Below are 25,986 nucleotides of genomic sequence, written 5' to 3'. Positions count from 1 at the left end.
AATAAAAATTGGTTCATTTTCATTTTTATGAAGTGAAAAAAACAAAAATTGACAAAAAAAGACGAAACTTAAAATAAAGAGTTTTAAAAAAGGATTTCAAAAAAAAGGATTCAAGAGATGGAGAAAATTAAAAATTGTCTTAAAATTAATTTATGAAAGTCATTTTTAATTTAAAATATTTATAAAAATTTTAATTCTAATAGAAAATATAAATAATAAAAAAAAACGCTTATAAAAAGCGCTTTCAATAGATTCTAATTATTTTTACTTTTTTACCATTTCAGATAAAATTTCAATTTCTCTCTCCGATGTATTTTTTGGAGGATTTGAATATAATTTTAAAATTTCATCATCATATTGATTTTTGAAACTTTCGTTTTCAATATCTCTTAAATTTAAAAGTGCTTTTGATCGAACATAAGTTGATTCACTTTTTAAAGACATTGAATATAATTTCTTTACATCTTCTTCTTCAAAATCTGTAGATTTCCAGCTTGAATATTTCAAAATAAATTGAGAAAACAACAACGAAGCTTTATTATTGTTGATATTCTTCTTTAATGAATTTTGTAAAAGTGAAAAACTAGAAACATTTTTGATGTTCTCCCCTATTGCACTTTCAATTGCAATACGTTCTGGTTTAGTTTCAACTTTGAAATATTTGTTGATTTCTTTTAAAGAATTATTAATACTATTTTCTTCTTTTTTACCTTTTTCTTCCCAGGCATCTTTTAATCCAACAGTTTTGTTAAATACTAGTTTTGAAGGAGTTGAGTCTTTATCAACTGTAAAATAACCTAAACGTTGAAACTGAAATTTATCTTCATTTTGAACTGTTGCTAAACTTGGTTCAACAAATCCGGTTACAATTTCTAATGAATTTGGATTCACAAAATCTAAGAAATTTTTGTCTTTATAACTGTCCGGCGCTTCATCTGTAAACAAACGATCGTACAAACGAACTTCTGCTTCAAGAGCATGCTGAATTGAAACCCAATGTAAAGTTCCAGATACTTTTCTTTGGCTTGCTTCAGTGCCGCTTCCACTTAAAGAATCAGTATCATACGTTACATGAATTTCTGTAATATTCCCTTCCGCATCTTTTATAACACTTTCACCTTTAATGATATAAGCATTTTTAAGACGAACTTCTTTTCCTAAAGTCAAACGGAAAAATTTAGCTGGAGCTTCTTCTAAAAAGTCTTCTCTTTCAATGTATAATTCACGAGAAAAAGGTACTTTTCTGAATCCTGCATTTTCATCTTCCTGATTATTTTCGGCTTCTAGCCACTCTTCTTTTCCTTCCGGATAATTTGTAATTACCAATTTTACAGGATCTAAAACAGCCATTACACGAGGTGCAATTTTGTTCAAATCTTCACGAATACAGAATTCTAAAACCGATACATTTATTAAATTATCACGTTTTGCAATACCAATTGTATTGGCAAAATTACGCAAAGATGCAGCTGTATAACCACGTCTTCTTAAGCCTGAAATAGTTGACATTCTTGGATCATCCCAACCGTTAACATGCTTTTCTTTAACTAGTTGCTGTAATTTTCTTTTACTAACAACGGTATGTGATAAGTTACGTCTTGCAAATTCTCTTTGCTTTGGACGCAGTTTATTTTCATCTAAAATTTGATCTAAAAACCAATCGTATAATTCACGGTGAGGCAAGAATTCAAGTGTACAAAATGAGTGTGAGATTTCTTCTAAATAATCACTTTGTCCGTGTGCCCAATCGTACATTGGATAAATTTTCCAGGCATCTCCGGTTCTATGATGATGCTTGTGTAAAATTCTGTACATGATAGGATCACGCATTAACATGTTTGTTGATTTCATGTCAATTTTTGCACGAAGAATATGTGTACCAGCCTCAAATTCACCATTTTTCATTCTTTCGAATAAATCTAAATTTTCTTCAACAGAACGATTTCTAAATGGAGAATCTGTTCCAGTTGTCGATGGAGTTCCTTTTTGAATCGCCATATCTTCAGAAGACTGACTGTCAACATAGGCTTTATCTTTTTTAATTAATAAAACTGCCCAATCATACAATTGTTGAAAATAATCTGATGCATAACGTTCTTCGGCCCAGGTATAACCCAGCCATTCAACATCTTTTTTAATAGCATCAACAAATTCCTGTTCTTCTTTTTCTGGGTTTGTATCATCAAAACGTAAGTTTACAGGTGATTGATAATCAATACCTAAACCAAAATTTAATGCAATAGAACTTGCATGTCCAATGTGTAAATAACCATTTGGTTCTGGTGGAAAACGAAAATGAAGTTTAGTTTGCGAAAGACCTGATTTTAAATCTTCCTCTATGATTTGTTCAATAAAATTGAGTGATTTCTCTTCTGATGCCATTATTTTATAGTAATTTTAGCAAAGATAAAAAAGTTTACAGTTTTCGGTTTACAGTTTACAGTTTTCTTTAGAAACTTCTCAGTAAACCTGAAACTTAGAACTTGAAACTAAATTAAAATGGGAGTTATTAAACTAAAAAATATCCGCACTTTTTCTTACCACGGATGTTTAATTGAAGAAGGAAAAATAGGATCTGATTATACCGTAGATCTAAAAATTAAGACCAATTTGCAAAAATCAGCCAATACAGATCATCTTTTAGATACTGTTGACTATGTTCATTTGAATAAAATTGTTACTGAAGAAATGGCAATTCGTTCGCATTTATTAGAACATGTTGCTAAAAGAATCAATAATCGTGTACTTTCAGAGATAGAAACTGTAGAAAAAACAACAGTTTGGGTTTCTAAAATAAATCCACCTATTGGCGGTGATGTTGAATCAGTTACCATAAAAATGACGGAAATTAGAGCGTAATTATTTAAATTAAAATCGTATTTTTTCAAAATAGTTTATATGAAACTTTTGAATTTTAAAGATTTTAGTTACTTTTGCCATCCGTTCAAGCAATGGCGTCGTGGCCGAGCGGCTAGGCTGGGCTCTGCAAAAGCTCCTACTCCGGTTCGAATCCGGACGATGCCTCTAAAAGAGATACAGAAATGTGTCTCTTTTTTTTGTGCCTAATTTTTCCACATTCTTGTCATTTCGACGAAGGGAGAAATCTTCGCGAGAAGCTCTACAAAGATTGGATAATTGTTACGGAGTTACTTGCGAAGATTTCTCCCTTCGGTCAAAATGACAAACTTTGTGTATACTTCGTGAGATTGCTTCGTTCCTCGCAATGACTTATAAACATAAAAAAACCTCTGAAATTCAGAGGTTTAATTTTATATTTTTGAGTTATTAACAACTACTTATTTTCTATCTTTTCGAAAGCATTCTTAACCATTTCTTTTTCTTTTGGAAACCAGCCTTGAGTTATTAACACTACTCCAAAAACCATTAAAACAATACTAATTCCTTTTTTGATTTTTAAGATATTAGTTGGTGTCATTTTAGATTTTAATTGTTTGGCTAATAATATTTTAAGACAGTCAACTAACAAATATGTGATGATTACTGAAGTAAAAAAAGTAATCATTCTTGAGTTTTGCATTTCTAATTTTGGTCCAACTGAAATAATTACAGCTAACCAAAAACCTAAAACTCCAATGTTGATAACGTTGAGTAAAAAGCCTTTTATAAATAAACTTCCGTAATTTCTTTTTATAATATCACGGTCAATTTCTTCATCATCAATTTTTTCTTCATTTCTTAATCTTACAAAGGAAATTATACCGTAAGCCAGCATAATTATTCCGCCAAAAATGAAAAGGGCAGGTTTATCTTTTAAACTCTGAATTAATCTATAACTTCCTAAATAGGCAATTGCTATAAAAAAAATATCACCTAGAACTACACCTAGATCAAATACCAATGCGGCTCTGAATCCTTTTGTAATACTGGTTTCTAATAGTATAAAAAATACCGGGCCTACCATAAAGCTTAGAAAAAGTCCCCATGGCAGTCCAGCCAGAATATCATTTATCATCAAATTACTAGTTGTTATTTTACTTCTTCGATTTTACCTCCAAATACTGTTTTTTGATTTATTTGCTTTGGTTTACCATAAATGTAAATAGAGCCTCCTGCGCTTACTTTTGCGTCAACAAGGGTTGATGCATTAACATCGGCTTTTCCGCCCGCAGAAACGCTTACTTTAGTCTGAGACGTGGCTAATTTACTTCCAAGGAAATATCCGCCGGCTCCTAAACTTGCATCAAGGTTATCTGCTTTACCGGTTGCTGTGATTTCACCACCGGAAACTGAACTTACTTTTAGTTTATCAACATTCAAATCTACATTAATTTTTCCACCTTCCTGTGCACTTACTTTAAATGAAGTTGCTTTTATAGCATCTTTACTTATCACTTCTGCACCTTCATTAACATCAATCAATTCAAGATGTTTATAATACAAAGTAACTTCAAGATCATTTCCTGACAGCAATTTAGGAAAAGGCATTCTTAATTTTAATACACCATTTTTGTTAACAGCTTCCAGCTCTGCTTCTCTTGCTCCTTTTATAACAACTTTATTTTCAGATGACGGAACTAATTTTACACTTAATTTATCGTAAACTTTTACGGTATCAAAATCACCTAACTCTTTAGTAACCTGACTAAAAGACATTTGTACAAATAAAATTGCTGCTCCAATAATTAGCTTTTTCATACTTTTATTTTTAAAAAATTAATACTTATTCTGCTCTTCGTAAAAAATGAAAATCCAGTTGTTTCTTCACTAAATCGGCATTTTTTACTTTCACATAAATTTCGTCCCCTAATTGCAAAATGCTGTTTGAAGTAGCTCCAACCAATGCATATTGTTTTTCATCGAAAGTATAATAATCATCTTTTATTTCTCTGATTCTTACCATTCCTTCGCATTTATTAGAAACGATTTCAACATAAATTCCCCACTCTGTAACACCAGAAATAACTCCAAGGAATTCTTCATCCTGATGATCCTGCATGTATTTAACCTGCATGTATTTGATACTATCTCGTTCAGCGTTAGTGGCTAAACTTTCCATATTAGAACAATGTAAACTTTTTGTTTCATATGTTTCTTCATTTACAGAAGCTCCTCCATCCAGATAATATTGTAACAAACGGTGTACCATAACGTCTGGATAACGACGAATTGGCGATGTAAAATGGCTGTAATAATCAAAAGCTAAACCATAATGTCCAATATTATCTGTTGAATATTTGGCTTTACTCATACTTCTAATCGCAAGAGTATCAATTAAGTTTTGCTCTTTTTTACCATTTACTTCTTCCATCAAAGAGTTCAATGATTTTGCAATATCACCTTTATTTCTAAAATCTATTTTATAACCAAATTTAGCAATTACGGTTTGCATCGCAATCAATTTGTCTTCATTTGGTTCGTCGTGAATCCTGTAAACAAAGGTTTTCTTTTGTTTACCAATGTATTCAGCCACTTTTCTATTGGCCAAAAGCATAAATTCTTCAATTAAATGATTGGCATCTTTTGAGATTTTAAAGTAAACTCCTTCTGGTTCACCTTCTTCATTCAAATTAAATTTTACTTCAACTTTATCAAAAGAAATAGCACCATTCTGCATTCTTTTCTTTCTTAAAATCTTAGCTAATTCATCTAGTTTTAAAGTTGCTTCTACAATTTCATCTGAAACAACATAAGATTCTCCAGTAATAGAAATATCAACCGGAATCGTATTGTCTTTTGTTTCAATGATATATTGTGCTTCTTCATAAGCAAAACGCTGATCTGAATAAATTACTGTTCTTCCAAACCATTGGTTGATAACTTGTGAAGCTGGAGAAACTTCAAATACTGCAGAGAATGTATATTTCTCTTCATTCGGACGAAGTGAACAGGCAAAATTAGACAATACTTCAGGAAGCATTGGCACTACTCTATCCACTAAATAAACCGAAGTTGCTCTTTGATAAGCTTCATCATCCAGAATTGTTCCTTCTTCTAAATAATAAGAAACATCAGCAATATGGATTCCGATTTCGAAATTTCCGTTCTCTAACTTTTTGAAAGATAATGCATCATCAAAATCTTTTGCATCTTTTGGATCTATCGTAAACGTAAGCGTATCACGCATATCACGACGTTTTGCAATTTCAGATTCCTGAATCGAAGTATCTAATTTTTGTGCAAAAACTTCTACTTCTACCGGGAAATCAGATGGCAATCCGTATTCAGCTAAAATAGCATGAATCTCAGTATTGTGTTCTCCGGGTTTTCCTAAAACTCTAATTACAGATCCAAACGGACTATCGGCTCTTTTTGGCCAGTCATCAATTTTTACAAGAACAACATCTCCATTTTCTGCTTCACCTATTTTATCTTTTGGAATAAAAATATCGGTATACATTTTAGGATTTGCAGTTGAAACAAAAGCAAAATTTGCCTGAATATCAATTACTCCAACAAACTCTGTTTTATCTCTTTCTATAACTTCAATTACTTCACCTTCAGGTCTTTTACCTTTTCTACGGTTATAAACGTAAACTTTTACTTTGTCTTTATCTAAAGCACGATTCAAATTATTAGTCGGAATAAAAACATCTTCTTCAAATTCATCACAAATAAAATATGCCGTTTTTCTGCTCGTCATATCTATCGTTCCTTCGTAATAATCCTGACTAATTGCTTTGACTAAATATTTTCCAGGTTCTGTTTCTACAATTTTCTTTTGAGCTGCCAGAATTTTTAAATCTTTTATAATCTGGTTTCTGCTATTTGTATCGTCAAGTTCTAACTTCGCTCCTATCTGTTTATAATTAAATGGCTTATTGGCATTTTGCGATAAAATCTTAAGGATCTTCCCAGAGAAATCTTTCTCTTTTTTTATCGGCTTTCTAATTTTCTTACTCATATATCTTTTCTTATAAGGTTTAAAATTACAAATAAGAAATCAGATAATTCTTTTTAACAAATAGAATTATTAAAAATATAACTTTTCGTACATTTACAAAAAGACCTCATATGGAAAGCTTTAAGACGATCGCCGTATTCAATTATCTGCACGAAACAGTGGTTCTCAAACACTTACTTGAACAAGAAGAAATTCCATATTTTTTCGAAAATGAAGTGACACTTTCTGTTATGCCGCTTTACTCAAATGCGCTCGGCGGAATCAAACTCAAAGTTCATCCAAACGATTTCGAAGAAGTGCAACAAATTCTGGACAATCTGAACAATCCTCTTAAAATCGTTTAAATTCCTTCTTTTTTCCAACTCAAAAAAATTTTTTTTCCTTTTCAACTTTTTTAGTTTTCAACATATATTAAATACAACAAAAAAGAAATTTTAAATTTAATTAATTTTTGATGGTTATTATAGCTTGTTAATATGTCGAATAAATTTATTTTTAAAAGTATTGAAATGAAGTTTCTCTTAGTTATTGGGAGTTATCAACATAGTTATATTGAGCTAAAAGATTAATTTATAAGACTTTTTGTATTTTAATTAACAACGGTTGACAACCAAAAATGGATTCATTTTGTAGATAAGTTCATATGTTGATATTTGTTGAAAATGGCATTTTTGATATTGATAACTTTTCCAAAAATTCCTGAAACTTTATTAGGATTTTTAATTCCAGTTTTGGATTAGGTTTTTTTTTGACACAACCAAAAAAAACTTCTAATTTTCTATCTCAACTTATTAACAAATAATGTTAACTTAAAGTTAATTGAATATCAACGAATTACGAATTGGTATTAACATTCTAAAATTTTAACAAATTTTCTGTTTATTCTTAATTGATTATGAGGTACTTATGGAGTTATCAAAAATGTTGATAAGTGTTAAGGTTTTGATATGATGTAAGTTATAAATAATCCAGTATTTAGTGGATTTAACGTAAAGCATACAAAGTTTTTACTAAAAGTTGATAAATTGAAATTTGGATAATCTTTGACTAAATTGTTGCTGCAAAGAACACAAAGTTTAGTTTTAAAGTATTAAATTTTTGTAAACAAATTCAATTTTGATTTTTTAAAACACAGTAAAATGTTAGTAAGCAAAAAATTAGTGAAAATTAGGGAAATTCGTGGCAAACATTTATTAATTGAGTAAATTTGTACTACACAACTTAATAGTATAGAAAAATGAAAATTTCGATAGGAAACGACCACGCAGGACCAGAATATAAAAAAGCAATTGTGGCAATGCTTGAAGCAAAAGGATATGAAGTAACGAATTATGGAACAGATACTGATGCTTCTGTTGATTACCCTGATTTTGGACATCCGGTTGCAAATGATGTATCTGAAGGAAAAGCTGATTTTGGAATCGTTATCTGCGGAAGCGGAAACGGAATTGCAATGACGGTTAATAAACACCCGAAAGTGAGAGCCGGATTATGCTGGACGAAAGAAATTGCTTATTTAACACGTTTACACAACGATGCTAATATTGTGAGTATTCCGGCGCGTTTTACTTCTATTCCACAAGCGGTTGAAATCGTTGAGACTTTTTTAACGACTGCATTTGAAGGCGGAAGACACCAAAATCGAGTTAATAAGATTGCTTGTTAATAACAGTCGCAAAAAATCGGGTGCTTCGCACCAAATAAATAAAAACACACCGGGCGGATTTTTGAAATTCATCCGGTTTTTTGTTTAATATATTAAAATACAGTTAATTGGGTTAAATTTAAATAGCTAATTTGAAGGTTATTGACATTGTTAATATCTATATTTTGTTAATGAAGTAGAAGTAAACTAAAACAGCCTGAATCAAAAAAATCAATGAGAATTTTACAATAAATGAGGTTTTACTCGTTTTATGTCTAAAGAAAAACATTGCTGTTAATAAACCGGGTGTTCCTCCAATCGCTTCAAGAAAAAACAAAGTATTTTCGGGGATTCTTCGTTTATTTTTTCGGGCCAGATATTTATCATAACCGGCAAGAATAAAAACGATGATATTTATAAATAAAAAATAGAGTAAAAAAATTTCCATTGGCATAATATTAAAAACAAAGATATTATTTTAGCCGAATCATTGATTAATTTCCGAATTAATTTTAACAAGTAAATTACATCAATTTATAATTAAGAATTTATTTCATTAAAGTATGACTAATATTCAATTCATTGCCAAGTCTGTTCAGGCACCTGCAGTTAGTATTCAAAACACTGTAAAATTACTAGAGGAAGATTGTACAATTCCGTTTATTTCGCGTTACCGAAAAGACATTACCGGGAATCTTGACGAAGTTGTAATTGAGCAGATTGCAAAATTGCAAAAAGATTATGATACACTTGTAAAACGTAAAGAAGCAGTTCTAAAATCTATTGAAGAACAAAAAGCGCTTACGCCAGACTTGAAGAAAAAAATTGAAGATAGTTTTGATTTACAGGAAATAGAAGATTTTTATCTTCCGTACAAAAAGAAGAAAAAAACAAAAGCCGATGTTGCCCGCGAATTTGGTTTAGAACCTTTGGCAAAATTGATTATATCTGAAAGTGATGTTGATATTGATTTCCTTTCTACACAATACATCAATGAAAATGTTATTAACGAAGAAGCGGCCATTCAGGGCGCAAGAGATATTGTAGCGGAATGGATTAACGAAAATATTTACGTTCGTAAACAGCTACGAAGATTGTTCCAGAGAAAAGCAACTATTGGAACTAAAGTCGTAAAAAAGAAAGCGGAAGAAGAAGGCGCACAAAAATTCAGTCAATATTTTGATTGGGAAGAATCTTTAACAAAAGCGCCAGCGCATCGTTTACTAGCAATGCTTCGTGCAGAAAATGAAGGCTACATCAAAATGAAAATTGATGTTGATATCGATGATGCTTACGATGTAATTGATGAAATCATCATTAAAAAACAAAATAATACAACAGCTCATTTGCAATTAGCAATTGAGGATAGTTACAAACGTTTATTGAATCCGGCAATTGGAAATGAAACTTTGCAGGAAGCAAAAGCAAAAGCCGATGCTAATTCAATTCAGGTTTTTGCTAATAATTTAGGACAGTTATTATTAGCTCCGCCTTTGGGAGAAAAAAGAATTTTGGCAATCGATCCAGGATTTAGAAGCGGATGTAAAGTAGTGTGTCTGGACGAAAAAGGCGATTTATTATACAACGAAACGATTTATCCGCACGCACCTCAAAACGAGGAATCGATGGCGATAAAAAAAATCCGTTCGATGGTAAATGCGTATCAAATTGACGCGATTTCTATCGGTAACGGAACTGCTTCAAGAGAAACGGAATTTTTCATAAAAAAAATCGCGTTTGACAAACCAGTGCAGGTTTTTATTGTTTCAGAAGCTGGAGCTTCGGTTTATTCAGCATCAAAAATTGCGAGAGAAGAATTTCCTAATTATGATGTAACGGTTCGTGGTTCGGTTTCTATTGGGCGACGACTTTCAGATCCGTTGGCCGAATTGGTAAAAATCGACCCAAAAGCAATTGGAGTTGGACAATATCAACATGATGTTGATCAAACTAAATTAAAAGAAGAATTAGACAGTACAGTAATTCGCTGCGTAAACTCGGTTGGAATTAATATTAACACAGCGAGTAAACATTTACTTAGTTATGTGAGTGGAATAGGAGAGAAGCTTGCTGAAAATATTGTGCAATACCGTTCTGAAAACGGACCTTTTGAAGATAGAAAACAGCTTAAAAAAGTGCCCCGTTTGGGTGATAAAGCTTATCAGCAAGGAGCAGCGTTTATTAGAATTACAAATGCTAAAAATCCGCTGGATAATTCGGCGGTGCATCCGGAGGCTTATCCGGTTGTAGAAAAGATGGCGAAAGATTTAAACCTTTCGTTAAATGACTTAATTGCGAATAAAGAGAAAACGGCGCTTATTAAGCCCGAAAAATATGTAACACCTGAAATCGGTTTACTTACGTTAAAAGATATCATAAAAGAGCTTGAAAAGCCTGGATTAGATCCAAGAAAGTCGGCTAAGGTTTTTGAATTTGATGCGAATGTAAAATCAATTAAAGATTTGAGAACCGGAATGATTCTTCCGGGAATTGTTAATAACATCACCAACTTTGGCTGTTTTGTTGATATCGGAATCAAGGAAAGCGGATTGGTTCACATTTCGCAATTGAAAGCCGGTTTTGTAAGCGACGTAAATGAAGTGGTAAAATTACATCAGCATGTTGATGTTAAAGTTACTGAGGTTGATGAAGATAGAAAGAGAATTCAGTTGACGATGGTACTTTAAAAATTCCAAAAAAGAAATTCTAAATAACAATTGGACATAAAACAAAAAAATCCCAGACTACAATTTGTAATCTGGGATTTTTAATAACTTTTACGTTATTATTTCGTTTCTTCCTCTTGTTTTTTCGCAGGAGCAGGTTGATCGTCTTTAGCAGCGTTTTTGAATTCCTTAATTCCACTTCCTAAACCTTTCATTAATTCTGGAATTTTTTTACCTCCAAAAAGTAATATCACAATACCTACGATAACAAGGATTTCTGTAAGACCTAATCTTCCCATGACTATTATATTTAATGCCGAAGCAAATTGATTTTTTATTTTCACCGCAAAGGTATATAGAATATACGAACAAGAATGGTTTTTGGATTAAAAAAATTGTTTTTATGTGCGTTAAATATTTTATAAAATCATTATATTACTGCCAATGCTCATTTTTAGCACGCATCTACAATGCGATTAATTACTATATTTGCTCGTATAAATAACCAAAATGGCTAAGAAAAAAAGAAATTTCAGGAAAAAATTATTCATCAAAAACCGATTGGTAATTTTGAATGAAGATACTTTTGAAGAAATTTTTTCCTTCAGACTTACACTAATGAATGTGTTTGTAATGTTTACTTTAGGCGGAATATTTCTTATTTTGGTTACTACTTTCATTATTGCATTTACTCCTTTACGAGAATTTATTCCGGGTTATTCTTCTTCTCAATTAAAAAGAAATGCGACAGAATTGGCGATAAAATCGGATTCATTAGAAACGGCTCTCAAAAAAAATGAAGCTTATATAAAAGGAGTTCAAAAAGTTTTGAGTGGTCAGCTTGAATACGCAAAATTTAATAAAGACTCTATTATAGGTGAAGCTGATGAACCTTCGGATTTAAATATGAAAGCCTCTGAAGAAGAAATTAAGTTAAGGGAAGAAGTGGCAAAAACAGAGCAGGAGACAAGCCAGCAAAAGGGCAAGAAAAACAAAAGTGACAAAAAATAATACCACAAAAAATGTCAATTAAATCGATAGCAGCAAAAATATTTGCCCGCAAAATATATAATCAAACTCTTTCCTGGGCCAATAAACCAGTTGAAACACAATTAGAAGTTTTTAAAAGCCTGATTCAAAATGCGAAAGAAACCGAATTTGGAAAAGATCACCATTTTGAAACGATAAAGACATTTAAAGATTTTCAAAAGAACGTGCCAATCCGCGATTATGAAGATTTAAAAAATTATATCGAAAAGGTTAAGGTTGGTGAAGAAAATATTTTGTGGAAAGGAAAACCCATTTATTTTGCCAAAACATCAGGAACAACTTCTGGTGCAAAATATATTCCGCTTACAAAAGAATCAATGCCTACGCATGTCAATGCCGCACGTAATGCAATTCTTCATTATATAAACGAAACCGGAAATGCAGATTTTGTTGATGGCAAAATGATTTTTTTACAAGGAAGTCCCATTTTAACTGAAAAACACGGAATTAAATTTGGAAGACTTTCTGGTATTGTAGCACATTTTGTTCCGAAATATTTGCAAAAAAACCGAATGCCATCTTGGGAAACCAATTGTATTGATGACTGGGAAACAAAAGTAAATACAATTGTAGGCGAAACGATTAATGAAAATATGTCTGTGATTTCTGGAATTCCGTCTTGGGTACAAATGTACTTTGAGCGTTTACAGGAAAGAAGCGGCGGAAAAAAAATAAGCGAAATCTTTAAGAACTTTAATTTGTTCATTTACGGAGGTGTTAATTATGAACCTTACCGCGCCAAGTTTGAGCAAATGATAGGTAAAAAAGTAGACAGCATTGAGTTGTTTCCTGCTTCTGAAGGGTTTTTTGCGTATCAGGATTCTCAAAAAGAAAAAGGAATGCTTTTATTGTTGAATTCCGGAATTTTCTACGAATTCATTAAAGCCGATGAATTCTTTACTGAAAACCCAAAACGTTATACAATTGGCGAAGTAGAACTGGGCGTAAATTATGCTTTAATAGTTTCTACAAATGCCGGACTTTGGGGTTATAATATTGGCGATACGATTCAGTTCACCTCTTTGGCTCCGTATCGTGTCATAGTTTCAGGACGTATCAAACATTATATTTCTGCTTTTGGCGAACACGTAATTGCAAACGAAGTCGAAAACGCCATGAAAGAAGCAACTGCAGGAACCAACATAGTAATAAACGAATTTACAGTTGCGCCGCAAATCACGCCGGCAAACGGATTGCCGTATCACGAATGGTTAATTGAATTTGAAAAAGAGCCGGAAAACATAGAAACTTTTGCGGAAGCAATCGATGATTCGATGCGAAAACAAAATATTTATTACGACGATTTAATTACTGGAAATGTTTTAAGAAAAGTCGTTATCAGTAAAGTTTCAAAAAACGGATTTCAGGAATACATGAAATCACAGGGCAAATTAGGCGGACAAAATAAAATTCCGAGATTGTCAAATGACAGAAAGATTGCGGATAATTTGAAGTAGAAAAAACAGCGTTTATCCATGAAATATAAATATCATTTAAGACCTGGATATAAATCTCAGGATTTGTTAATTGAAATATTTGCTGGAGTAGAAGACGAATATTTTCTTACTGATTTATTAGATGCAATTGCTGAAATAAATCCAAAAGTTGATAAAATTAATGACTTATGGATGAATGATGAAATTTTAATGGATGTCAGCTCAGACTCTGGTTTATTTTCAATTTCCAAAGACATTTGGGATTTTGCTTTTATAATTTAAGAATATCAGAAATGTATAAATAGAATAGGTTTATTATTATCAGAAAATAAAAACTTTCAAAAAATAGAAGTTGATTTTGAAAAGTATAAATGAGATATGGATATTCACACACCATATGAACAAACTCGAAATAGAGATTGTGATTTTATAGTCCAATATCGTTTTTTTTCTCCAGAAGAAGGCGGAAGACCAACTGGAAATCCAATGCAGGGATATCGTTCTGATTTTATGTATTCTGGTGATGAAAACGCCAAACAACAATGGATGATCTGGCCAGAATTTTTAGATAATGAAGACAATATCATTTCAGATAAATCATTACGGGTTCCAACTTCAGGAAAGGCAAATATGTGGATATTAAATGATGCACTTACAGAACTTCATAAAGGACGAATTAAAATTGGATTAAAAGCCTTTTTCATGGAAGGACAATATATTATAGCAGAATGCGAAGTCATTAAAATTGTGAATCCTAATTTGAAATAAACGTTATAATTAAATCACATTTCTAGTTTTCAACTAAAAATAATATTAATATTTCCTACTTTCGCTTGTCAAAAGTTAGAATGATCTTCACTATTTCGAAGATTTTTAAAATAAAATAAAATGAAAGAAACCAAACATATATCAAGATCAAGAGCTCAGGAATCATCTGCAGCGATAGAAAAAATGTACATTACAATGCGCCATTTATTCAACCGTGGTTTTTACAAACCAATGGGAGTTTCTGGTGACAGCTTACGCGAATCATTATTAGCATTACGTCCGGAAATCTACGGAAATATTGCCGAAGAAAAAGTAGAATTAAACGGGCTTTTATACGTTATAGAGCGTCTTCCGATAGGAATTGAACAATGCCGATTCATCAACTTAACTTCAGACGAAGGATATTCTAAATCACATTTTCAGCCAATTGTTCCTCCAAAAAGAAGAAGAAATTGCTACAGAATTGACGAAGAACAAATGAATGTTGAAATCACGCGCGGACGTTCAGATATTTATGATATCCTGACGCATTTAACTTTTATTTTCATCGAATCTCATAAAATTAAAAACAGGGTTTTAATTGACGACGGCGGAGAAGTTTCACGCGACTGGCTAAAATTAGAACAAGCCGTTACGCAGACAAAAAAGCTTTCGCAGATTGAAAAAGAAAAAGCGATTTCGCACGTTGCCAATATTTTAGCCAGAACTTTTGAGGAAGTTTTAGATATATACGATGCATTTGGTTCAGAAAATGCACCAGATCGTTTCCTGCATGTTATCTATTGGTTAGGAAAATTAGCGATCGAAGAAATTGTAGAAAACAATAAACGAACGATAACTTTTAGTCCGGTTTTACGTGAACGTCTTGGGCACCATATTCACGGAGAAATCTGGGCAACAAATATCAAAGAAGTTTTAAAAGCAAATGATCTTTTAAAACGTCCAATCCACGTAATAAGTGCCAATATGCACAGCGTGATGAACTCGATTTTTGCAACGCCGTTGTTAACATCAAAATACAAAGGCAAAACAGATTTCTTTATTTATGAAGAATTAAGCAGTTCGGGTTCAAAAGAAATAAGAACCCAGGTTGAAGAACTAGCGTTGAAAAACGGGATGATTTCTTTACCAGATACTTCAGGAACAAATATCGACATTCAAATTTTTGATACTGCCAAAATTGACTGGTCAAAAACGTCATTTTCATACGCCAATATCGACGAAGAGAAACCGGTAATTATTGTAATGGATTATGCTTTTGGAGAACAGGCCTATGAAACAATCGATGAGCTTTTAAAACCATTTAAAAAAGAAACTTTGCTAAACGTAAAATCAGTTTCTATTATGGGTAAAGCCGGAATTCTGGAAGGAGGAAAAGGTGATATCATGATTCCTTCGGCACATATAAATGAAGGAACGGCGGATAACTATTTCTTCGAAAATGAATTGACAGGCGCGATGTTCGAAGGAAACGACATTGACGTTTACGAAGGTGCAATGGTTACCGTTTTAGGAACTTCATTACAAAACAGAGATTTATTGAAATTTTTCCACGAATCGACTTGGGGCGTAATTGGCCTTGAAATGGAAGGCTCTTATTATCAAAAAGCAATTCAGTCAGCATCAAAAATTAGAAAAAGTGTGCCGCACGATATAAAAGTTCGTTATGCGTATTATGCTTCAGATAATCCATTAGAAACAGGAAGTACATTAGCTTCGGGCGGATTGGGAACAACGGGGGTAAAACCAACTTATTTGATCACAATTAAGATTTTAGAGCAGATTTTCAACATCAAATAAAAACCAAAAATGAGTACAAAAGTACCACAAAATAATACTGATCAAGAGATTGATATTTTTCAGCTTTCTAAAAGTATCGGCAGCTTTTTTGATCGAATAAATGCCTTAATTTTTCGATCGATCCAGTTTTTTATTAGAAACTGGATTATCGTTGCCATTTTAGTAATTCTCGGATTTGGATTGGGCTGGTATTTAGATGCAAGTAAAAAATCGTTTCAAAATCAGGTTATTGTAACACCAAATTTTGGAAGCGTTGATTATCTGTATACTAAAATAGATTTAATAGAATCGAAAATTATTTCGGGCGATACAGTTTTCTTAAAAAATGTTGTTGGAATTCAGCATCCAAAAACAATCAAAAAAATTGAAATAAAACCAATCGCCGATGTCTATAAATTTATCGAAGACAAAGAGCAGAATTTTGAACTTATAAAATTAATGGCTGAGGTTGGCGAAGTCAGTAAAGTTTTAGAAGATAATGTAACGAGCAAAAACTATACTTTTCATACTATTTCGTTTGTATCGAACGCAGTAACAAACGAAAAAGATATTGTTGAGCCATTGTTGAAATATTTAAACAATTCAAAATATTTTGATGCGCTGCAAAAAATAGGATATAAAAACCTTGAACAGCAAATAGTTCAAAATGATACTATTATATCGCAAATTGACCAAGTTTTAAATGGCTTTTCAAATACTGTAAAAAACGGACCTAAAAATGATAAACTGGTTTATTACAATGAAAATACCCAATTAAATGACATGATTAAAACAAAACAGTATTTAATTACAGATCAGGGAAAAAACAGATTAAGGCTGGTGAATTATGACAAGACGATTAAAGAAATTAATGCGACTTTAAATATCAATAATACTAAAATTACAAATGGAAATTTTAAAATAATGTTTCCGCTTTTCTTGATCTTAGCTTTTGTTTTAATTCATTTGTTTCAAAAGTTTTATCGTAAACAACTTTTGAAATCGCAGGTTAAATAACATTCATTTGAAAACGAATAAAATCTTTGAAAGAATTTCAAAAAATCCATTTCTAAAGCAAAGTTTAAGTACTTTGTTTTTGCGGATATTTGGAGTTTTTTTATTGTTTGGTTTCACCGTTTTTTTAACCAAAAACTATACCCCAAAACTAGTTGGTCAATACGATTTTGTACGATCCTTTTTATTAGCTGCCGGATGTATATGTATGCTTGGTTTTGACCAGTCAATTTTATATTTCAAAGGCTTTTTGGTAAGTAAAAATGAAGTTGAACAGCTCAAAAAAGTATATATAAAAATGATAATGATGCTTTTTACGGCTTCGGTATTGGCTTTAATTATCATTTTATGTATTGATGAAAAAAGAATAAATAATTATTTTTCAGATAATGAGGTTTATACGATACTTTTAAAAGGGGCGTCAATATTATTTTTCTATGGATTATCGCTTTTTAACACCGAGGTTTTTAGAGCCTTAGATAAATTATATATTGCGGAGTTATTTAGGAATATCTTAAAATATATTCCATTGATAATTGGTTCAATAGTCTTATTTTATTACCATAAAGAAACTTATTTAGTAGATGTTTTTTTATTAGGATTTGTTGTTTTAGCGATTTTAAGCTCAATTTTTGTTTTCATTTATTTTAATAACACAGTAGAAACAAGCACACCTGAAATTTTTTCTAAAAAAGAAATTTTTAAAAAATCATACCCAATTGCAATTAGCGGAATGGCTATGTTTTTATTAATGTGTTTTGATATTATGTTTTTAAAAAAATATCGAAACGACGAAGCAGTTGCATTTTATTCTGTTGGAGTAAAAGTTATGACTATTGTTTCAGTAATTATATTAACAGTAAACATTACCGTTTCAGCCAAAATTGCAGAGCTGTTTTCAAGTCATAACATCACAGAATTAAGAAAGATTCTTAGGAACAGTTCTCGTTTAATATTTGGGATTACCTTTCCTGTAATTTTATTAATAAGTGTTTTTTCAGAGTATGTTTTGTCCTTTTTCGGGCATCAATATATTGCAACACAGGAAGCTTTTTTAATTTTAATAATCGGCCAGGGAATTTGTTCAGCATTTGGTTCGGCTCCTGTTTATTTAAATATGACCGGAAGACAGCATATTTTTCAAATTATACTGATTGTTGCTGTCGTAATTAATTTTATTTTAAACCGATTTTTGATTCCGGAATATGGCATGATTGGAGCAGCAATTGCATTCGTTTCGAGTATGCTTTTTTGGAATAGTATTGCGGCCATAATTATCTATCGAAAAGATAAAATATTGATTTTTTTGCATTAAAAAAACGAGTTTAACATGAAAACTAAAATTGAAAAAAGTAAAGCAGCATTTTTGCTGATTGCGGCGGCAAATTTGTTTGTTGCAGCAATCTCTTTTTTTATTTTGCCACCCAAGTTTTTTTATGATGCAGCTATTATTGCCTACGATAAAATCAATGAAATAGGTTATATAGGCAGTTACCCGGTTGCTATTTTATTGTACAAAATTTCAGGACTACGTTATTTGCCATTTCCTGTTATTGCCTTAATTCAATTTCCTCTTTTAATGTATATTCTATATAAAATTGGAATTCCGGATCAATTTGAAAAACTAACCATTAAGAACATGCTGGTATATATGGGGATTTTAATGATTGCCATTTTTATGTCAATGCCATCAAAAGAGTTTATAACCTTTTTATATATCTCACCAATTGTTTTTATGTGTCTGAATCAGCAGATTTCTCTAAAAAAAACAATTATATACTCCACACTTTTATTATTAATTTTTGGGGTATTTTTTCGTCCTTATTATCTTTTGATTCCCGTTATTGGCGCCGGAATGTATTTAGTAAGTTTGATCAGTTTCAAAAGTAAAACCATAACCACTATATTTTATGGTTTATTGATTGCAGTTTTTCTATCTTTTAGTCATGGTATTATAAAAGGAAAATACCTTTCTGAAATTAGCCGTGAATTGGTAAACAGCGACAGGGTTGGTTCTTCAGATGCCAATTCTATAATTATTTCTCCCGTAAAAACAGATACATGGTATGGAGAAACAATAGGTATCTTTTATGGATTTTTCACAGTCAATGTTCCTTTAAACGGGTTAAAACACATACTGTCTCCACAAATTGTTATTTTTATAATTTGGCAGCTGCTTTTATTTTACATTTTATTAGTCCGTTTTGCCAAATGTCTGGCAGATAGAAAAACATATTCTAAAGAACTTTTAGTACTGCTTATCATTTTTGCTTTTTTTATTGTACAAGGCGTTTTCGAACCCGATTTAGGTACCGCAGTTCGCCATAAAATGGGTGTTTTTCCATTAATTTATTTTGCATTATACTATGAATCTTTCAGAAAAGAACTTCAATAAATTATTCCATGTTTTTTTGTGTCTGATTGCTATTGCAATGATTTTCAGAAAACCATGCTCATTACTTATTATTTTGTTTGGTGTTTTTAATTTGATTTTTATCCGAAAATTGAAATTCACAAAAACATCATGGATTTTAATTCTTTGTATTGCTTCACCGGTTCTGTTAGAATTATTACTTTTTTGGAACAATGATTCTTTTTCTAAAGGATTAAAAGCCATTGAAAAAAGCACTTCATTAGTGTTATTTCCAATTTTTATTATTGGAAATTATCTACGGGTAAAATTTTTAAAATTAATAGAAACTTATAGTATTGCAACAACAATGATAATGCTGGGATTTGCAATAAGGTTTTATATTCTATATCCCGATTTGTTAACCAAATATTTAAACAGAATTGACCTGTTTGAAATAGGTTATAAATTTGCAGACAGTATTGGTATTCATGCACCAGCCCTAAATATGCACTTGGCATTTGTTTCCGTTTGTGCATTTTATTTTGTTTTTTACAGTTTTCATAATGATGAAAAAAGAGCCCTTAAAATTCTTCGATTTGTGGTCTTTTTGCTATCGTTTTCTTTTGTTCTTTTGGTCAATACAAGAATGGCGTTAGTGAATGTTTTAATTGGTTACGCTATCGTTTTTATTGTTGAAATAAAGTCAAAGATTAGTTTACGCAGAATCGCATTAACGTCAATAGGACTTTTAATTGTATTAGGCGGTATCTTGTTTTTTTTCGTGCAGAAGAATCCATACATGAAACAGAAATATTCTACGGTTACTTTTGCTTATATGGATAAAGTAGGGAAACTAGATGAAATAGATCATCCGGAAATTTATGCTTTTAATACTCTGGCAACAAGGCTGTCAATCTGGAAATCAGCATGGGAATTATCGGTTAAAAACCTTCCTTTTGGAGTTGGTGCTTCAGATGGAAAGCCAGAATTAAATAAATATTACAAAGAAACAAACCAGCATTTTTTAGCAAAATTTGAATTTCCAACACACAACCAGTTTTTAGATTTTTTATTGAAGTTTGGAATCCTCGGCCCTCTGGTTGTAATGCTTTATATTTTTACTATTGGATATTTAGGTTACGATTTAAAAAATTCAGTAATAATTACGTTTTTCATCATCTTTTTGACCTCAAACTTAATAGATGATTTCTTGCTTCGATTTGATGGAATTGCCTTTAGCGGACTTTGGTTTTCTGTTTTTTCGAGTTATTGGCTGCAGCAAAAAATTACGCTTGATAAAGAGCCAGAAGCTGTTTAAAATTTTCATCTTTATCGAAAATCTCATAGCATCTTTTTAGTGCATTTTCTCCAAATTGAGTTCTCATTTTTGGATCTTTTAAAATCTCGAGATAGTTTTCTAATTCATCGATTTTGTCAAAAAGAAACCCTGTTTGATCAGGAACAACAATGTCTTTATTTCCAATAATGTTCGTTGCAATTACAGGTTTTTCTAATACCATAGCTTCTAAAACAGCAATAGGTAAACCTTCCCAAAGAGAAGTTTGAAGATAAACATCGATAGAATTTAATTTTTCAAAAACGACTTTTTTGTCTAAAAGCCAACCAGTAATTTTAATGTTTGGTGCTGTAATCAAATGATTTAGTTCTCCGTCGCCAATCCAGATAAAATTAAAATCAGGAAAACGTAAAGCAATATCATTAAACAATTGTGGATTTCTTGCTGCGGTGATTCTGCCCAAAATTCCAATTGTCAATTTTGCATTTTGGTGAGGAAAAAAATGCTGACGAATATCTATAATATCAACTCCATTTCGAATGAGTTTTGCAGGTCCAATATTTTTTGCGATTTCAAACTCGGTGTCGCCGCATGCAATAATTGTTCCTCCAAAAAACCATTGAAAACCCTTTTCTATAACAGAATAGAATTTTTTTGTAGTTTTTGAAATATCCGTTCTTAAAAAAGCATATCCGTGTGGCGTATAAAAAATCTTTACTTTTTTGAATAAGAAAAAAGCAGCAATTCGTCCTAAAACACCCGCTTTTGAGGAGTGAAGATGAATTATGTCAGGATTGATTTTTTTAAGTTCTCTGGTAAGTTTAACAATGTCGCGGTAATCCTGCAGGAAAGAAATCTCTCTTACCATATTGATATTTATTAAGTTAACACCTTTTGAAAATTCAGAGTTAACTTTTTCTACACTAACACCATTTCTGTTACTGCTATAAATAATGGTAGTTTCTATGGTTTTGCAATTTTTTTCATCACCAAAGAAAGCTGACAAATCCTTAAAATAAGTATAAACACCACCTTCTAGTGCTTCCACAACGTGTACAACTTTCAAAACATTCAAAATTTAGTTTCGTAAAAATAGAATAAACCAATTTAATAACGAATTAAAAAATAGAATTCTCCTATTGATTAAGATTTTAGTCAATTTAAAAGGCGAGATATTTTATTACATTTGTGCAAATTTACAAAGATTACCAAAACAAAAGGTTCAACAAAATCATTATGAAAAGAATACTTATTACCGGAGCAGCGGGTTTTTTAGGATCACATTTGTGCGATCGATTTATCAAGGAAGGTTATTTTGTTATCGGAATGGATAATTTGATTACTGGAGATCTTAAAAACATTGAGCATCTATTCAAATTAGAGCATTTTGAATTTTACCATCACGATATTACAAAATTTGTCCATATACCTGGAGACTTAGATTATATTTTACATTTTGCCTCACCTGCAAGTCCTATCGATTACTTAAAAATTCCAATTCAGACTTTAAAAGTAGGTTCTTTGGGAACTCACAATTTGCTAGGATTGGCAAGAGTTAAAAAAGCTAGAATTCTTATTGCTTCAACTTCTGAAGTGTACGGAGATCCTTTAGTGCATCCACAAACCGAAGAATACTACGGAAACGTGAATACAATTGGGCCAAGAGGCGTTTATGACGAAGCGAAACGTTTTCAGGAATCGATAACGATGGCTTATCATACGTTTCATGGCGTAGAAACCAGAATCGTGCGTATTTTTAATACATACGGCCCAAGAATGCGTTTAAACGACGGGCGTGTAATTCCGGCATTTATTGGGCAGGCACTTCGTGGAGAAGATTTAACAATCTTTGGAGACGGTATGCAGACTCGTTCGTTTTGTTATGTAGACGATCAGGTAGAAGGTATTTTTAGATTATTACATTCTGATTATGTATATCCTGTAAATATTGGAAACCCGGATGAAATTACAATAAAAGATTTTGCAGAAGAAATCATAAAACTTACCGGAACAAATCAAAAAGTAGTATACCATCCATTGCCTATAAATGATCCATTGCAGCGTCAGCCAGATACTACAAAAGCAAAAGAATTATTGGGCTGGGAAGCAAAAGTAAGCCGTTCTGAAGGGATGAAAATTACATACGATTATTTTAGATCACTTTCTAAAGAAGAACTTTCTAAAGAAGAACATAAAGATTTTTCAAGCTATATTAAATAACATCAATTAGAATTGTTTTCTAACTATATATGACATTTCACACAGGAAGATATTCAAAATATATTCGGCCAATAAGTATTTTAATCGACCTATTTGTGATCTCGATAGTAAGTTTTTTTGTTTTTAATGATCTGGTTTCAAATATCTGGATACTTATTTTATATCAAAATGCAGCGTGGGGAATTGTTGCGTTTTCAATTAAATTTTACGAAGTATACCGTTTTACGACGCCAATAGCTATTGCATCAAAAATAATAAAACAAGGAACTTTATTTCTCTTAACAAGTATTGCATTTTTTCCATTTTCGAAACAAGCGATTTTTAGCGAATATAAGATTGTAGTATTTATATCCTTGATTTTGGTCTTGGTAACGGTTTTTAAATTTGCTCTATTTTTCTATTTAAAAGAATATAGAATCATAACAGGAAGCAATTATAGAAATGCTGTTATCATTGGGTTTACACCAGAAGCCATTCGATTAAAAGATCTTTTTGAAACAAGAAGAGATTATGGATATCGGTTTCTGGGATATTTTTCAGATAAAAAAGTAAACCAAAAAATTACAGGTAAGCTAGCTGATTTAAAACCATTTGTAATTGAGAACGAGGTCGATGAAATTTATTGTTCCTTAAATGAAGTTTCGAATAAAAGTTTGAAAGACCTCATTGATTTTGCAGATGAAAATAATAAAACCATAAAGTTTATTCCTGATACAAAAGAGATTTTTTCGAAAAACTTAAAGATAGATTATTACGATTTTTTTCCCGTGCTTTCGTTAAAACAAACAATGCTTAACGAACCGACAATAAAATTTATAAAACGCTTTTTTGATATTTCATTCTCAATATTAGTGATTATTTTTTTGTTGTCATGGTTAATTCCGTTACTGGCAATTTTAATAAAATTAGAATCAAAAGGACCGGTATTTTTTAGACAGGGAAGGCCTGGAATGGAAGAAAATGAATTTGTATGTTATAAATTCCGTTCAATGTACATTAACAAAACAACAGAAAAAGAAGCTTCAAAAGACGACCCGCGTGTGACAAAAATGGGACGATTTATGAGAAAAACGAGTATAGATGAGCTTCCGCAATTTATAAATGTTTTGTTAGGAGATATGTCCGTAGTTGGTCCTAGACCACATTTATGGTCTCAGAATAAAGAATATGGCAATAGGGTCAAAAAATACATGATTCGTCATTGTGTAAAACCCGGAATTACCGGATTAGCACAAGTAAGCGGTTTTCGAGGAGAAATTACAGCAGAAAGAGATATGGTAAACAGAATAAAATTTGATGTTTTTTATATCGAAAACTGGTCATTAATTCTGGATTTGAAAATAATTTCGCAAACGATAATAAACATTTTCAAAGGCGATAAAAAAGCATATTAATGAACGATTTAGTATCTATTTTAACACCAACCTATAATACTGAAAAGTTCATTAGAGCCACTATAGAATCAGTTCAAAATCAGACGTACCAAAACTGGGAAATGATTTTGGTTGATGATGCATCGACAGATGAAACGGTTTCTATTATTGAAGAATTTGTTCAAAAGGATTCCAGAATTAAATTATTCAAATTATCTAAAAATTCAGGAAATGGTTTCGCAAGAAATGAAGCTTTGGAAAAAGCTACGGGAAAATACATTGCCTATCTTGATGCAGATGATTTGTGGTCTTCAACTAAATTAGAAAAACAGATTCAGTTTTTAAAAACAAATAATCAGCCTTTTACTTTTAGTTATTATGATTCTATTGATGAAGAGGGAAATAATTTAAAAAGAAGAGTAGAATCGCCAAATCCGTTAACGTATAAAGAATTGTTTTTTTGTAATTACGTTGGTAATCTTACGGCTATTTACGACACTGAATATTTTGGAAAAATCAAATTAGAATCTTCAGAAAAAAGGCAGGATTGGAGAATATGGCTTACGATTTTAAAACAATTAAAAGCGGTAGAAGCCGTTCCAGAATCTTTAGCTTTTTATAGAATTAGAAAAGATTCCATTTCATCTTCAAAATTCAAATTGATAAAACACAACTTTGGTGTTTATCGAGATTTTCATGGTTTTAATTTCGTGTCTTCTGTTTTATTGATGATACGATTTCTATTTACTCAGCTGGTTATAAAACCGAGATATATAAAGAAAGTTTAAATATTCTCTCTAAGGTCGCAATTTGCGACCTTAGAGAATCGCGATTAGATTGGAGGTCACAATTTGTGACCTCCAATTTTCAAATTAAGATATTTTGAGAGTCAATCATCGCAAAACTTGAAGTCGCAATTTGCGACTTCAAGTTTTTAAGGTCACAATTTGTGACTTTAAAGAATTATTTTTTATACCCAATCTTGATTCTACCAACTTCATTTTCTTTTTTCTCAGTTAGTTCATCTAAATAGGAAAAAACCAATTCAATATTTTTATCATGATTCTCTAACTTCTTTTGAATCTGTAGAATATCAACTTTAATTTCTGTTGTATCCAAAAGCATTTGTCTCACTTTCGTGAAAATACGCATGATTTGAATATTGGTTTGAATTGCTTTGTCGCTTTTTAAGATGCTTGACAACATTAAAACGCCATGTTCAGTGAAAGCTGTTGGAATTTTACGTAAACCCATTTTTTCAGAATTGGAAATCACAATTTGTGATTTCCAATTTTCAAATTCTGATTTATTAAGTTCAAACATAAAATCTTCTGGAAATCTAGATATGTTCCTTTTAACTGCTTGGTTTAAAATTCGTGTCTCAACTCCATAAAGTAATGCCAAATCACGATCGAGCATCACTTTTTGACCACGAATAAAATATATTTTATTTGAAATAGTTTCTTCAGAAAGTAAAGATTGATCGTCCATAAGTTTTTAATTAGAAAAAACAAATGTAAGAT

24 protein-coding genes and 1 tRNA gene are annotated in these 25,986 nt (G+C 31.4%); 17 read left to right on the top strand and 8 right to left on the bottom strand.

Going from position 1 to position 25,986, the window contains the following annotated elements:
• Positions 1–264: 264 nt before the first annotated feature.
• The gene (locus ACODSB_RS04275) at positions 265–2,382 is read right to left on the bottom strand and encodes a glutamine--tRNA ligase/YqeY domain fusion protein (protein WP_488936131.1); all 2,118 of its coding nucleotides are present in this window, start codon (positions 2,380–2,382) and stop codon (positions 265–267) included.
• A 117-nt stretch (positions 2,383–2,499) separates the two neighbouring features.
• Here ACODSB_RS04275 and folB point away from each other — a divergent pair, with 117 nt between their 5' ends.
• Both folB and ACODSB_RS04265 read left to right on the top strand, forming a co-directional pair.
• Positions 2,500–2,859 (top strand): dihydroneopterin aldolase, encoded by a 360-nt coding sequence (folB, locus tag ACODSB_RS04270; RefSeq protein ID WP_488936130.1) that lies wholly within the window; start codon positions 2,500–2,502, stop codon positions 2,857–2,859.
• A gap of 94 nt (positions 2,860–2,953) precedes the next feature.
• Positions 2,954–3,024: transfer RNA gene (locus ACODSB_RS04265), tRNA-Cys, on the top strand.
• 268 nt (positions 3,025–3,292) lie between these two features.
• Here ACODSB_RS04265 and ACODSB_RS04260 read toward each other — a convergent pair.
• The 3 genes from ACODSB_RS04260 to rnr are packed head-to-tail and all read right to left on the bottom strand — an operon-like array spanning position 3,293 to position 6,862.
• Positions 3,293–3,973 carry a LysE family translocator gene (locus ACODSB_RS04260; protein WP_053473025.1) on the bottom strand — a complete coding sequence of 227 codons (681 nt, stop codon included), beginning with the start codon at positions 3,971–3,973 and terminating at the stop codon, positions 3,293–3,295.
• A 14-nt stretch (positions 3,974–3,987) separates the two neighbouring features.
• Positions 3,988–4,656 carry a head GIN domain-containing protein gene (locus ACODSB_RS04255; RefSeq protein ID WP_488936129.1) on the bottom strand — a complete coding sequence of 223 codons (669 nt, stop codon included), beginning with the start codon at positions 4,654–4,656 and terminating at the stop codon, positions 3,988–3,990.
• A 25-nt stretch (positions 4,657–4,681) separates the two neighbouring features.
• The gene (rnr, locus tag ACODSB_RS04250) at positions 4,682–6,862 is read right to left on the bottom strand and encodes a ribonuclease R (RefSeq protein ID WP_488936128.1); all 2,181 of its coding nucleotides are present in this window, start codon (positions 6,860–6,862) and stop codon (positions 4,682–4,684) included.
• 110 nt (positions 6,863–6,972) lie between these two features.
• Here rnr and ACODSB_RS04245 point away from each other — a divergent pair, with 110 nt between their 5' ends.
• Positions 6,973–7,206, top strand: coding sequence for a putative signal transducing protein (locus tag ACODSB_RS04245; RefSeq protein ID WP_053473022.1), 234 nt, complete (start codon positions 6,973–6,975; stop codon positions 7,204–7,206).
• Between the two features lie 893 nt (positions 7,207–8,099).
• On the top strand, positions 8,100–8,528 hold the full coding sequence (rpiB, locus tag ACODSB_RS04240) for a ribose 5-phosphate isomerase B (protein ID WP_073484123.1): 429 nt from the start codon (positions 8,100–8,102) through the stop codon (positions 8,526–8,528).
• Between the two features lie 157 nt (positions 8,529–8,685).
• On the opposite strand, the gene ACODSB_RS04235 is transcribed toward rpiB, so the two are convergent.
• Positions 8,686–8,955 (bottom strand): DUF1294 domain-containing protein, encoded by a 270-nt coding sequence (locus ACODSB_RS04235; RefSeq protein WP_488936127.1) that lies wholly within the window; start codon positions 8,953–8,955, stop codon positions 8,686–8,688.
• A 115-nt stretch (positions 8,956–9,070) separates the two neighbouring features.
• Between ACODSB_RS04235 and ACODSB_RS04230 the strand changes: the two genes are divergently transcribed.
• Positions 9,071–11,194 (top strand): Tex family protein, encoded by a 2,124-nt coding sequence (locus tag ACODSB_RS04230; protein WP_488936126.1) that lies wholly within the window; start codon positions 9,071–9,073, stop codon positions 11,192–11,194.
• Between the two features lie 98 nt (positions 11,195–11,292).
• On the opposite strand, the gene ACODSB_RS04225 is transcribed toward ACODSB_RS04230, so the two are convergent.
• On the bottom strand, positions 11,293–11,472 hold the full coding sequence (locus tag ACODSB_RS04225) for a Sec-independent protein translocase subunit TatA/TatB (RefSeq protein WP_042564899.1): 180 nt from the start codon (positions 11,470–11,472) through the stop codon (positions 11,293–11,295).
• A gap of 211 nt (positions 11,473–11,683) precedes the next feature.
• Here ACODSB_RS04225 and ACODSB_RS04220 point away from each other — a divergent pair, with 211 nt between their 5' ends.
• The 9 genes from ACODSB_RS04220 to ACODSB_RS04180 all read left to right on the top strand — a co-directional run bounded on the left by ACODSB_RS04220 (position 11,684) and on the right by ACODSB_RS04180 (position 20,891).
• Complete coding sequence (locus ACODSB_RS04220) at positions 11,684–12,184, top strand: peptidase (protein WP_488936125.1); 501 nt, start codon at positions 11,684–11,686, stop codon at positions 12,182–12,184.
• Between the two features lie 11 nt (positions 12,185–12,195).
• Positions 12,196–13,680 (top strand): GH3 auxin-responsive promoter family protein, encoded by a 1,485-nt coding sequence (locus ACODSB_RS04215; protein ID WP_488936124.1) that lies wholly within the window; start codon positions 12,196–12,198, stop codon positions 13,678–13,680.
• Positions 13,681–13,698: 18 nt separating this feature from the next.
• Positions 13,699–13,941: a hypothetical protein gene (locus ACODSB_RS04210; protein WP_488936123.1), complete on the top strand. Its 243-nt coding sequence runs from the start codon at positions 13,699–13,701 to the stop codon at positions 13,939–13,941.
• 96 nt (positions 13,942–14,037) lie between these two features.
• Positions 14,038–14,427, top strand: a complete 390-nt coding sequence (locus tag ACODSB_RS04205; protein WP_488936122.1) for a hypothetical protein — start codon at positions 14,038–14,040, stop codon at positions 14,425–14,427.
• A 120-nt stretch (positions 14,428–14,547) separates the two neighbouring features.
• Complete coding sequence (locus ACODSB_RS04200; protein WP_488936121.1) at positions 14,548–16,227, top strand: DUF6909 family protein; 1,680 nt, start codon at positions 14,548–14,550, stop codon at positions 16,225–16,227.
• 9 nt (positions 16,228–16,236) lie between these two features.
• The gene (locus ACODSB_RS04195) at positions 16,237–17,223 is read left to right on the top strand and encodes a hypothetical protein (protein ID WP_488936120.1); all 987 of its coding nucleotides are present in this window, start codon (positions 16,237–16,239) and stop codon (positions 17,221–17,223) included.
• Between the two features lie 7 nt (positions 17,224–17,230).
• Positions 17,231–18,535, top strand: a complete 1,305-nt coding sequence (locus tag ACODSB_RS04190; protein ID WP_488936119.1) for an MATE family efflux transporter — start codon at positions 17,231–17,233, stop codon at positions 18,533–18,535.
• A gap of 15 nt (positions 18,536–18,550) precedes the next feature.
• A complete protein-coding gene (locus ACODSB_RS04185; RefSeq protein WP_488936118.1) occupies positions 18,551–19,615 on the top strand; it encodes a hypothetical protein in 1,065 nt (354 codons plus the stop codon).
• A gap of 109 nt (positions 19,616–19,724) precedes the next feature.
• Entirely contained in the window at positions 19,725–20,891 is a 1,167-nt protein-coding gene (locus ACODSB_RS04180; RefSeq protein ID WP_488936117.1) for an O-antigen ligase family protein, read from the top strand.
• Here ACODSB_RS04180 and ACODSB_RS04175 read toward each other — a convergent pair.
• Positions 20,860–21,936, bottom strand: a complete 1,077-nt coding sequence (locus ACODSB_RS04175; protein WP_488936116.1) for a glycosyltransferase — start codon at positions 21,934–21,936, stop codon at positions 20,860–20,862. The two genes, ACODSB_RS04180 and ACODSB_RS04175, sit on opposite strands and share 32 nt — an antisense overlap.
• 170 nt (positions 21,937–22,106) lie before the next feature.
• Here ACODSB_RS04175 and ACODSB_RS04170 point away from each other — a divergent pair, with 170 nt between their 5' ends.
• Genes ACODSB_RS04170 through ACODSB_RS04160 form a run of 3 tightly spaced genes read left to right on the top strand, consistent with a single transcriptional unit; the run spans position 22,107 to position 25,251 of the window.
• On the top strand, positions 22,107–23,090 hold the full coding sequence (locus tag ACODSB_RS04170; protein ID WP_056207444.1) for a UDP-glucuronic acid decarboxylase family protein: 984 nt from the start codon (positions 22,107–22,109) through the stop codon (positions 23,088–23,090).
• Between the two features lie 29 nt (positions 23,091–23,119).
• Positions 23,120–24,484: an undecaprenyl-phosphate glucose phosphotransferase gene (locus ACODSB_RS04165; RefSeq protein WP_488936115.1), complete on the top strand. Its 1,365-nt coding sequence runs from the start codon at positions 23,120–23,122 to the stop codon at positions 24,482–24,484.
• Complete coding sequence (locus tag ACODSB_RS04160; protein ID WP_488936114.1) at positions 24,484–25,251, top strand: glycosyltransferase family 2 protein; 768 nt, start codon at positions 24,484–24,486, stop codon at positions 25,249–25,251. The genes ACODSB_RS04165 and ACODSB_RS04160 overlap by 1 nt, the downstream gene beginning before the upstream one ends.
• Before the next feature lie 175 nt (positions 25,252–25,426).
• On the opposite strand, the gene ACODSB_RS04155 is transcribed toward ACODSB_RS04160, so the two are convergent.
• Positions 25,427–25,954 (bottom strand): ORF6N domain-containing protein, encoded by a 528-nt coding sequence (locus ACODSB_RS04155; protein WP_488936113.1) that lies wholly within the window; start codon positions 25,952–25,954, stop codon positions 25,427–25,429.
• Between the last annotated feature and the right edge of the window lie 32 nt (positions 25,955–25,986).

The sequence above is a fragment of the Flavobacterium sp. FG68 genome (genome assembly GCF_057808895.1).
The sequence above is the reverse complement of the archived record's forward strand: the minus strand, read 5'-3'. Positions and strand labels throughout refer to the sequence as shown.